Source organism: Nonomuraea sp. NPDC049758 (assembly GCF_040674635.1).
GTDB lineage: Bacteria > Actinomycetota > Actinomycetes > Streptosporangiales > Streptosporangiaceae > Nonomuraea.
This window is the reverse complement of sequence record NZ_JBFAMZ010000056.1, coordinates 1-9,910: the sequence shown is the minus strand read 5'-3', so window position 1 is coordinate 9,910 and position 9,910 is coordinate 1. Positions and strand designations below refer to the sequence as shown.

The 9,910-nt window shown below is 66.5% G+C and carries 11 protein-coding genes and 1 pseudogene; 6 read left to right on the top strand and 6 right to left on the bottom strand.

Annotated features, from left to right (window positions below; all coding sequences use genetic code 11):
- Positions 1-303 precede the first annotated feature (303 nt).
- Together AB0J46_RS51675 and AB0J46_RS51670 are read right to left on the bottom strand one after the other, a co-directional pair.
- A complete protein-coding gene (locus tag AB0J46_RS51675; RefSeq protein WP_364344819.1) occupies positions 304-654 on the bottom strand; it encodes a hypothetical protein in 351 nt (116 codons plus the stop codon).
- An 18-nt stretch (positions 655-672) separates the two neighbouring features.
- On the bottom strand, positions 673-975 hold the full coding sequence (locus tag AB0J46_RS51670; protein ID WP_364344816.1) for a DUF1330 domain-containing protein: 303 nt from the start codon (positions 973-975) through the stop codon (positions 673-675).
- A 188-nt stretch (positions 976-1,163) separates the two neighbouring features.
- Here AB0J46_RS51670 and AB0J46_RS51665 point away from each other — a divergent pair, with 188 nt between their 5' ends.
- Positions 1,164-2,066, top strand: coding sequence for a LysR family transcriptional regulator (locus AB0J46_RS51665; protein ID WP_364344814.1), 903 nt, complete (start codon positions 1,164-1,166; stop codon positions 2,064-2,066).
- A 298-nt stretch (positions 2,067-2,364) separates the two neighbouring features.
- On the opposite strand, the gene AB0J46_RS51660 is transcribed toward AB0J46_RS51665, so the two are convergent.
- Positions 2,365-2,643 (bottom strand): hypothetical protein, encoded by a 279-nt coding sequence (locus AB0J46_RS51660; RefSeq protein WP_364344811.1) that lies wholly within the window; start codon positions 2,641-2,643, stop codon positions 2,365-2,367.
- Positions 2,644-3,188: 545 nt separating this feature from the next.
- Between AB0J46_RS51660 and AB0J46_RS51655 the strand changes: the two are divergent.
- The 3 genes and pseudogenes from AB0J46_RS51655 to AB0J46_RS51645 form a co-directional block, all read left to right on the top strand.
- Positions 3,189-3,353: pseudogene (locus tag AB0J46_RS51655) on the top strand (IS701 family transposase); the annotation flags it as partial.
- Between the two features lie 363 nt (positions 3,354-3,716).
- Positions 3,717-4,259, top strand: a complete 543-nt coding sequence (locus AB0J46_RS51650) for a hypothetical protein (protein WP_364344808.1) — start codon at positions 3,717-3,719, stop codon at positions 4,257-4,259.
- A 72-nt stretch (positions 4,260-4,331) separates the two neighbouring features.
- Complete coding sequence (locus tag AB0J46_RS51645; protein WP_364344805.1) at positions 4,332-4,562, top strand: hypothetical protein; 231 nt, start codon at positions 4,332-4,334, stop codon at positions 4,560-4,562.
- 37 nt (positions 4,563-4,599) lie between these two features.
- Here AB0J46_RS51645 and AB0J46_RS51640 read toward each other — a convergent pair whose 3' ends face one another.
- Positions 4,600-5,589, bottom strand: a complete 990-nt coding sequence (locus AB0J46_RS51640; RefSeq protein WP_364344802.1) for a hypothetical protein — start codon at positions 5,587-5,589, stop codon at positions 4,600-4,602.
- A gap of 82 nt (positions 5,590-5,671) precedes the next feature.
- On the opposite strand from AB0J46_RS51640, the gene AB0J46_RS51635 reads away from it, so the two are divergent.
- Positions 5,672-6,250 carry a TetR/AcrR family transcriptional regulator gene (locus AB0J46_RS51635; RefSeq protein WP_364344799.1) on the top strand — a complete coding sequence of 193 codons (579 nt, stop codon included), beginning with the start codon at positions 5,672-5,674 and terminating at the stop codon, positions 6,248-6,250.
- An 835-nt stretch (positions 6,251-7,085) separates the two neighbouring features.
- Here AB0J46_RS51635 and AB0J46_RS51630 read toward each other — a convergent pair.
- Together AB0J46_RS51630 and AB0J46_RS51625 are read right to left on the bottom strand one after the other, a co-directional pair.
- On the bottom strand, positions 7,086-7,319 hold the full coding sequence (locus tag AB0J46_RS51630; RefSeq protein WP_364344796.1) for a hypothetical protein: 234 nt from the start codon (positions 7,317-7,319) through the stop codon (positions 7,086-7,088).
- Positions 7,320-7,613: 294 nt separating this feature from the next.
- Complete coding sequence (locus AB0J46_RS51625; RefSeq protein WP_364344793.1) at positions 7,614-8,183, bottom strand: hypothetical protein; 570 nt, start codon at positions 8,181-8,183, stop codon at positions 7,614-7,616.
- Between the two features lie 1,016 nt (positions 8,184-9,199).
- Between AB0J46_RS51625 and AB0J46_RS51620 the strand changes: the two genes are divergently transcribed.
- The gene (locus AB0J46_RS51620) at positions 9,200-9,499 is read left to right on the top strand and encodes a hypothetical protein (protein ID WP_364344790.1); all 300 of its coding nucleotides are present in this window, start codon (positions 9,200-9,202) and stop codon (positions 9,497-9,499) included.
- Positions 9,500-9,910 lie beyond the last annotated feature (411 nt).

Genomic DNA, 9,910 nt, shown 5'->3' with positions numbered 1-9,910 from the left:
ATCCAGTCCCGTAACCCACTCCCGCAGATCAGCAGCGGTTAAGTCATCTGGCATGTTTACACGCTACAGATCTCAAAGGCTCGCTGTAGTACTAGGTCAGCCCCTCTAGACCTAGAGGGGCTGACCTGAAGCCGGAAACACACGCGCCGGCCACCGCGATCGTCCGGGCATGCCGTGCAGGTGTGGCCGGATATCGCGGGCGCGCGTGGGGGCCCGTCCGCGAAGTCCGCGAATCGCCGGGGGCTGCTGAGGGCTGTTGGCTGCTGGGGATCGCAGGCGCTGCCGGCCGGCGGCGGCCGGGTCTCATCGACTTCTTCGAGGAGCCGGGGTGCGGGGGCCCATGCAGTTCCTGCCCCCCGGGAAGAGGGTCACGAACGTCTTCGCCTCCTTCTGGGCGCTGAGCTGACCACCGTCGGCGCTTGACCAGCCCAGCCCGCTGCCGAGCCCGCCCCTCTCGGCCCGGGCCAGTAGATTCGACGTGATCAGCACGTCCGGCACCACCAGGCCATCAGCGACCGAAGAGGTCTCCAGACGCCGCACGGTGGCCAGCGTGGCCGCCTGCCGATCGCTTTCCAGATCCGGCAACGTCGGCGCCTTGGAGACCGGCCCGTAGCGAGCCAGCGCCGACAGCTTGCCCGCCGGCACTGGGTCCACGTCCGGCGAGCCTCACTGTCAGTCGATGCCTTCGATGATGCGGAAGTCGCGCTGCACGCCGTGGGGCAATGCCGCCAGCGCCTTCTGGTAGGCCTCGCTCTCGTATGCCGCGACGGCCTGTTCAAAGCTGTCGAACTCGATCAGAACGACACGTTGCGTGATGCCGGCCTCGTGGGCGACGACTCGACCACCACGGGACGGGAGGAGGGCCAGGTTGCGCCCGCCCCCAGCCTGGACAGCCGGACCGGCCAGCTTGTCGTAGGCAGTCAGTCTCTCAGGGTCGATGGCGGGGTAGACACTGACCCAGTAGCCCTTGGCCATGGAAACCTCCTGTGTTCGGCCGGACACGTCCGACTTCGAATTGACACTCAAATCGATCGATCCCGGCGATGGGTGCTGCGGCCGGTTAAATCGTCATACGCGCAGGTTAGGGCTCGATGTACGGCCAAGGGAAAGATCGGTTCGGGATAGACTCAGAACGGATCGTTATTAATCGGCGGGGAGGGCACGTGGCGCCGGATACGGTGAGCCTGCGGTACTTCCTGGTGCTGGCGCAGGAGTTGAACTTCACCCGCGCGGCCGCACGGATCGGTATCGCACAGCCCGCCCTCAGCGCCCGGATGCGCCGGTTGGAGGCGGAACTCGGTACGGCCCTGCTGGTTCGCAACACGCGTAGCGTCGTGTTGACCACGGCCGGTGCGGCTTTGGCGGAGTCCGCGCCGCCCGCGCTGGCGGCGCTGGACCGGGCATGGGACACCGCCCGGAGCGCGGCGGCCGGCGAACTGGGCACGCTGCGCATCGGTTACAGCCTCAGCGCCGGGGCCGAGACGGTACCGGTGCTGGTGGACAGGCTGATTCGCGGCAACAGCGGACTAGAGGTCAGCGCGGCCCCGATGGCGACACCGGAGATCTCCCCCGCGGTCGCCGACGGCCGCATCGATGCCGGGATCACCCGCGGTGAACAGCCGGGCCGTGGCGTGCGCCGGTTCCTGCTGCGGCGTATGCGCGTCGGGGTCCAGCTGGCGCAGCACCATCCGCTGGCCGAACACCCGGAGATCGAGATCGCCGATGCGGCCGCGTATCCGCTGCGGCTCCCGGACCGTGCGGCCAACCCCGTGATCCACGATCAGCTGTCCACACTGTTCCGAGACGCGCGACCACACCCCCGATTCCTCACGCTCGCAGTCTCCTTCGACATGTCTCAACGTGACCTGCGCGACGGCGTCACCCTCGCCCCTGCCGGAGAAGCCGCGGTCACGACACAACCGGCCGGTCTCACCTGGCGACCGCTGCGGGGCGCGCCCAGCCTGACGATCCACCTGGTCCTCCCACGCGAGCCGTCGCCGCTGCACCGCCGCATCCGTGCCGTCGCAAAAACCCTGGCGCACGAGCTGCACTGGCTGTCGGACTGACGCGCAAGAGGCCAAGCGAGACGGACGCCTGCGCTGGCGAGGCCGAAGACCTTGCGCCCGACGGATACCGCGCCTTCGCCGATGCCGAACCGGACAATCACGGGTAGCCGGCGGAAACGCCCGCCGTCAACGCAATGCTCAACGCCAACCACTGTTCCCTTGGTCCAACTGATTGCTATCGCACCTGATGAGAGCTCAGAGTGCGTTAAGCGAGCTAATGCCCCCGCGACTGAGCTGGTCACGGTCAGCCCGGTGTCCGCGGCGGCGGGCTTCACGCCGTAGGGCTTTACACGGACACCTACTGCCGAAGGCCGGTCGTCGCGGGACCGGCTGCGACGGCGGGGGTTCGAGGCCATGTCCAGGCGGAGCGCAGGATGAAGGCCAGGAGCAGCACCTCGATTCCGATGGAGAGGCCGTAGAAGGGGGCCCAGTCCCAGGACTCCCCTACCGCGTTGAACACCGAGCAGGGGATGTAGAGCGATGCGACGGCGAGATTCGTGGCGCGGTTCACCCGGGCGGGCAGCGTCATGGAGAGCATCACCATCAGGGCCGGGATCGCCACGGACGCGAGCATCATGGTCAGACGGTCGCGTTCGGGTGGAGTAGCAGGACCGCGATCACGGCCCGCTGCTTGCGGCTGAGACGGATCCGGCCGCCGGGACCATTGAGGCGAATGGTGCCATCGCGAAGCCCACCGGTCCTCCCTCGTGCCTGATCGGATGATCAGCTTTCCGGAAGGCAGTACACCTCTGGTGACATCCATTTAACAAACGCGGCAAGCGGGACCGTCAGCGATGGCCGGTGTCGGGCGCCAGCAGCCGTGATCGGCCCCGGGAGGGGCAGGAGTCGTTGATCAAGTGGTCTGTGTTCAAGCCAGTCGGGCTGCGGGTGTTCACTGTGCGTGGGCATTCGGGGCGTAGCGGTTCCAGGTGCCGCCTGCATCAGCGGGCGGCGGGGGTGGCGGTGTTCAGATGGGGCCGTTCGTCGGCCCGTTGGAGCAGAAGGCTTGCGAAGGGCTCGGGGACTGGTGTGGGCGGGTCTCCAAGTCGCACGTGGAGTTCGCCGTCGGTAGGTCGGCGTGTCGTAGGACGGCTGTGCCTGTGCAGGTAGCTTCATGCTGCGATGACCCCTCACGAGCTTTCGGTTGCGCGGCGACATCTTGAGGCGTTCGCCGCGGAGATGTTCGCGCCCATGGCCCGCTCCGATCAGCGTTGGGCCAAAGGCGCGACGTACCTGCGTGGGTTGTTGCTGGACGGGCGGCATAAGTCGATGCAGCCGACGGCGCAGCGGCTCGGGCTGAATCACCAGGGGTTGGAGCAGTTCGTGACCACCTCGACGTGTTCGAAGGCCGGTCCTGGACCGGCTGGCATCGCCATGTCACTCTTGTCACCGCCGCGCACCTGTTCATCACCGTGCTGCGACTCGCCCCAAAGGCGGCCGCGCCGGTCTGACTCTCTACAAGGTCATCCGCGAGTTACAACTGCTGCCCGCGACCTGGGCCGGCGCATGCCCCACCTGCCATCAGAGGCTGAAACCGTCACGCCGCAACAGTCACCGACAGACCTGACAAAGCACTACTAGCTCGCGCAGGGGAAGCGATTCACCCTCACAGGTGATCAATCGTCCTCATGGCCAGCAGAAGGTACAGGTATGGCGATCAAGCTCTTGCATGCGGCCCCGGCCACCAGCGACACCGCACAACCTGCCTCACGCTGGACGCTCCGTATCGCCTACGCGCTTCCCTGGCTGCTGCTCCCCACGTGCCTGTGGAGGTTGCCGTTTGCCTTTCACTTCGACATGGGCCAGCTCAACGACGCGCCTGTGTCACCGTTGTGGATCAGCATCCCCTATGTCTTCGGGCTCAGCGTGCTCACCGAGTTGGCGGCGCTGCTCAGCATCGGTCTGGTGCGCGGCTGGGGCGAGGTGGTGCCGAGCTGGATCCCGGTCATCGGCGGCAGACGTGTGCCGCCCATGGCAGCGGTCGTCCCTGCCGTGGCCGGTGGGCTGCTCTTGACTGCTGTCTCGGTCTGGATGGTGCTCTCCTGGGCCGGCGTCGCCGACAGCGTGGCGTACGAGAATGGCTGGTGGCAGGCGCTGGCGATGGTGTCCATCACCCCAACGGCGCTGTGGGGCCCGATATTGCTCGTCCTGGCCTACGCCTACCACCTGCGCCGCCGCCCCGCCCGCGGTTGAGGGGTCCCAACAGAATGATCTTTGATCTCTCGCCGTAGCCGAGAGAGGAGCACGGGTGGCCAAGCCGAAGCCGTGGGGGTCAGTGACGAGCTGTGGGCCGGTGATGAGCTGTGGGCCGGTGATGAGCCGCTGTTGCCCCAGCGTCAGCGGCGTTTCCGCCATCCAGGGCACAAGCGGCCGGATGACCGGCCGGCCTTGCAGCGCATCTTGTTCGTGCTGCACACCGGCATCGCGCGGGAGCACCCGCCGCAGAAGCTGGGTTACGGCTTGGGCATGCTGGAAGCTCGCCGGAGCGAAACCTGACCACTTGAACTCCATGACCCGTTCTGCCGTTCTCCGGTTAGAGCCGCAGTGTGCCGAGCTCCGCCATGCGCTCGACCGCGTAGGCCGGGTCGACCAGCGCCTCGGGCGTGTACAGGCCCGGCGCCACCGGTTGGCCGCGCAGGCCGAGCAGCCGCTCCACTCCCAGAGCGATACCGAGCGCGGTCAGCGGACGCTGGCCTTCAGGATGCACCAGCCATTGGCTCCTGCTGAGCGGCGCGCCCGCCGCCGCACTTCCCTCCAGCTCGATGCGGACCTCGGTCGTAGGCGCCGCGCCGCGCCGCCTGCTGGCCGATTCCCCGACCGCGAAATCGAAGCGGACATTCGGCGCGCCCGTCGCGAGCGCGAGACTCGGCACGTCCAGGGTGGCGATCGTCTGGCCGGGCAGCACGACCCCGTCCACGCCGGACACCTCCACCTGCGCATCGGCGCCGGCCACCCAGATGAAATCGCCGTCACGGCGCACCAGCCCCGCCGAGGTGACATCCATCAGCCGCTCCAGATCGGCGACGGCCGCAGGCCCGCCGCCATCGCGTTCGTCCAGCACCGCCGCCACCCGTACCGTGTCGACCCGCTCGAACTCCCGGGCAGACTCCATCGCGGCCAGCACGACGAGCCCGGCCAGGTAGTGGCTGGCCACCAGGATCGGTGCGGCCGCCGCCCGCTGGGCGCCCGCGACGACCTCCGGCGCGATGTCCACCAAACCATTGGAGATGCTCAGGTACGGCACGCCGCGATCCTGCGCGAAGCGCAACCCGTTGAGGTGCGAATCACGCACGGCAGCGACCACCGCCGCATAGCCGTGCGCTTCCGAGAGCCCGAGATCGCCACGCCGCAGGTCGAAGGTGAGGGCCGTGGCGTTGCCCAGTTCGTCGGCGACCCGCCGGGCACGGTCGAGATCGCGAGCGGCGATCGTCAGCGGCAGCGCCGGATACCAGCGCCGCAGGAGCACGGCCGTGCCCCTGCCCGCCTGGCCCGACCCACCCATGATCAGCACTGACTTGCCCATGTGCGACTCCTTCTCACTAAGCTACATTTTGTAGCCTACCTTTTGTAGCTTAAGCTGGAGCCTGCACGCAAAGGGGAGGACCATGGCCAGCCCATCGACCCGCCTGTCCAAGGCGGCCAGACGCGAGCAACTGCTCGACGCCGCCACCTCGATCGTGCGCACCCGGGGCGCCGACGACCTCACTCTGCCCACCCTCGCCGAAGCCGCCCAGGTCAGCCGGCCAATCGTCTACGACCACTTCGCCACCCGCCACGGCCTGTTGCTCGCCCTCTACCTGCGCCTGGATGACCAGTACCGGACCAGGCTGGCCCAGGCCCTGCAGGACGCCGATCCCACCGCGCCTGAGGTCGCCCGCGTCATGAGCGAGGCCTACTTCACGTGCGCCACCGACATGCCGGAACTCACCGCCATCTCCGCCGCCCTCAAGGGAAGCCCAGCCCTGGAGGCGACCCAGCACGACCTGCTCGACCACTACACGAACCTGATGGCCACCGCCCTGCGACCCCACTCCCGCCTCACCGCCGAAGCCCTCCGGCTGCGCTGCGTCGGCACCCTCGGCGCCGCAGAGGCCCTCGCCGCCGAGATCAACCGCGGGCGAGCCACCACCGACGACGCCATCACCGCCCTGACCAATCTCATCCTCAGCACTCTCAGCCACTGACGGCACGCCGTACATCGGGCATGACGCAGCCGCACCGCTCAGGTCCCGCGTCCCGCCCTACGGTGAGGTGAACCTCGACATGGGAGTCCGCCTCAACCTCGCCGCGATCTCCGTACCGCCCCGCCGTCTCCCATGGCTGCGGCTGCCCCGGGCTTCGGTCCTGGGCCACCGTGCTGACCTCGCCCGCGTGGTGGCGCCTGCCGGACGATGACCGAGGGGCCCACCGGTCCGACGGTTGAATACGCCTTGTGGACCAACCGTCAGGGCCGCCGGAGCGGTCTGTGCACGTCGTGCTGGATGCGCGGGAGCGAGCTCGACATCCTCATTCTGAGACGGTGGCCGGTGCTCGGCCGCCTGACACGCGGCCGCAAAAATCAGCGGTCAGCGCTGGAAGCGGTAGCGGATCTGGCAGTACGTCTCGCCCTCGCCGATGGGAATCCGACCTCCGGGTCGATGCGGTACAGCAGACCCTTGCCGGAGCGGATGGTGTCACCGAGGCCATACCGTCCGAGCTGGTCAGGCCCGGCCCCGAAACCATCGCCAAGGTCACTGAGGTGCTCGCACCCCGCCGCCGTACCCACTGATCATGACCGGCGGCCGTCAGCCTCCTCGAAGGCCGCTCATGGTGCGCCGCCGCGCCGGTGACCCGCTGCACGTGTTGACCTCGCGTGAGCGGGCTCGCGTTGATGGCCGAGGGGGTTGCCCAAATCATCAGCGAAGGCGCGGTCAACAGGCACATCAGGAACATCTTCGCCAAGCTCGGCCTGGGACCCTCCGAAAGGCGACCACCGCCGCGTCCTGGCCGTGTTCGCCTACCTCACCGGGCCCTCACCTGTCAGCGGGGTGGCGGCTGGTGGTGCGGGTGGTGATTGAGCGGCCGGACGGCGGGGACGCGCAGCCGTTCGATGTCCTCTCGCAGTTCGGCGGCTTTGATGGCGTCGACGACGGGGAGCGAGTGGTCATCGCCGATCTCCCGGTTCTGCTTCGCGAGGCGGCGGCGCACATCTACCCAGATCTGGCGGACCGGTTCTCGCGCCTCGGGTGTCGCGGGGATGACGTACTCACTCACAGCGTCCCTCCTTGAGGGTGTCGCCGTCGCGGCCGATCGCCCGCCACGCGCCCGCGTCCGAGGCCCTCGTTCAGCACGGCCGGCACGCCGAACAGCGGCCCCGATGGGCGGCGGCGGTGTCCAGCCGACCGTCCGCCACGGGTTGTCGGGGCACGCCTTCGGGGGGCTGTGGCCTTGAGCCATGAACCCGATCGCCGGCCCATTACAGATGGGTGGCACAACGCAATAGATGGGCGCGGCTGATGGCGTCGTGGGGCATCGAGTGACACGAAGTAGAGGAAAGGAGATTCCCCTTCACTGATTTCCGTGATAAACCTCAACTTTTACGATTACCGACGTGTCAGTTTCAATGGAACCATTCTTGAGGGTATCCGCCATGCCCGGGTGACTCGCTAGGTGTACAGCCTGAAACGAATCAATAGTCAAAAGGGCGCCCAATTTTGTAGATTTCATCGTGACGAACCATGGCCGCTGTTCACCCATAACCTCCCATCCCAGCTTTTGCAAGAGCTTCGCCGATCTTCCCGTTGCCGCATTGGCGCTCGCCTCGCCAACGTCGATGACAAACGTATTCATAATATCAGTTGTGTCGTCCATGTCTATTTCTACAGCAGACTCTGCCTGTACCGTCCCAATGCTCCGCACCTCATCAAGTGCGGCAGGAGTCACCTGGTAAGTAGCAGTGGTCGAACGAGTCGTTTCGCATCCCATCGTTAGTGTGGTAACTGCAGCCAAGAGGGAGACGACCAGCCATCTCGCTCTGGCGCTCAGGGCGTGGCCCGCTAAGCCTTGACGACGACTCTCTCCATCAAAGACACCCACCATACTCATCACCCTCCGCCGACTAGATAAATGAATTTCCATGCATACCCCCTGAGGCCATCAGGGCGTCCAGGGCTTTCTTACGCTCTATGCCGGCCTTCCCCTTGTCCGAGGTGTTGAGAGGGCCCTTGGACTCACTCTGCGCCCAGGTGCGGAAGATATCGTACTTGGGAACGGGGTAATTGACCGATCCGCCCTTGTTCCTGAACACTCTCCCAGCGTCGCTTTTAACCAGTCTTTTTTCTTAGTGTTGTAGTATTTGCTGAGCATCCATCGAGCCTTATATGCCTCCAGTTGGCCCAGGCCGAGCGACACGTTCCAGCCCTCTTTGCGTATGGCGTACGAAGCGCCTGCCACGGTGCGACCTTCTGACGCCCCTACGGCGCTCTCGTACATGAGTACGGCTGAGAGTACGTACTTGCTTCTCCCGTGCGTCATGGCAGCCTTAGCGATATCTTTAAGATAAGGCAGTAGATGCTCATATGTTTCATAAACTGACTTGATCCCTGCGCCTACGTGGTACCCAGAAGCTCATACTCGGAGATAGAGGGATCAAGGTATTTCTTCCACGAGATGCAGAGTGTGATCTCAGCGCGCTCCCCAGCGGTAAGACTCCAGTAACCCATGGGCACTGTCATACCATTCGTCATCACGCCGACAAGGACACCCTGTACGCCGTGTACAAGGGCGTGGACACCACCGCCCTGTACTACGCACGCTTCACCGGCAGCAGCTGGGACGGTGACAGAGCGTTAGGCGATCATGCCAGCCGGGTAGGCCCCGCCCTGGCCGTCCTCGATGACCACCTGTACGGCGTGCACCGCGGCGGCTCCACCCAGAGCCTGTGGTGGAGCCGCTTCAACGGCAGCAGCTGGAGCACCGACACCAAGTCTCCCTACCACGTCAGCGCCCAAGGCCCCGGCACTCATCGCCTGCCGCGACAAGAACGGCATAAAGAACCGGCTCTTGTGCGTCCACCGCGGCTCCGACCAGACCTGGCCATGTCGTCCAGGCGACAGCGCCACCGTGAACGTGACCACCCCGGATTGAGGAGAGCGTTGACCATCCAGGAGACACCACCCGAGCAGATTCCTGCCGTGATCACGGTCCGCGAGGTGCCCGCGGCCGCCGAGGCACGCGACGCGCTGCTGAAGGCCATCACGGCCCAGGCGACCGCGATCGCCGACGGGCACCAGGGCCAGGCGTCCACGGCGCTGGAGGAGCTCGCCCGCGCCTACGCCCTGGTGACCTCCGGCGCCACGGCCGTGGTACCGACGGGTGAGACCACCACACTCCCGCTACTGCAGAGCAGGGCCGGGGGCCACCAGGTGGGGCTCTGCCTCGAACTGGAACCATAGGCGTCCCGGTAGTACTCGGCGACGTACGACGAACCTCGGCTGCCCCCGCGGGGGCATTCCCTTTGTCATGGTGGCCGGCACTTGGGTGATCGACGAGCGGCGGCCCACTGGTGCCCGGCCCGGTCGTTCCGTCCGCCGGCTCCGCTGAGCACGCCCCTTGGTGGCGCGAGACCATCCTGCTGTGGACCGTCGGTTCCTGCGCTGAAGGGCAGGCAGGACCGCCATGGCTGTGCACGCGAGAAGCGGCACTCGGCCCCAGCCGCCGGCTGGGCCAACATCGTGGTGCGGTACGGCTGGGTCTCATGCGATGGCCTGCCTAGTGGGCCGTCACGCAACCTTGGCCGGGTAACTGGTCCAGCTTCTGATCGGCGAACTGGCGGCGAAGTTCGTCTTGGGCTGGGCTCGGGCGTT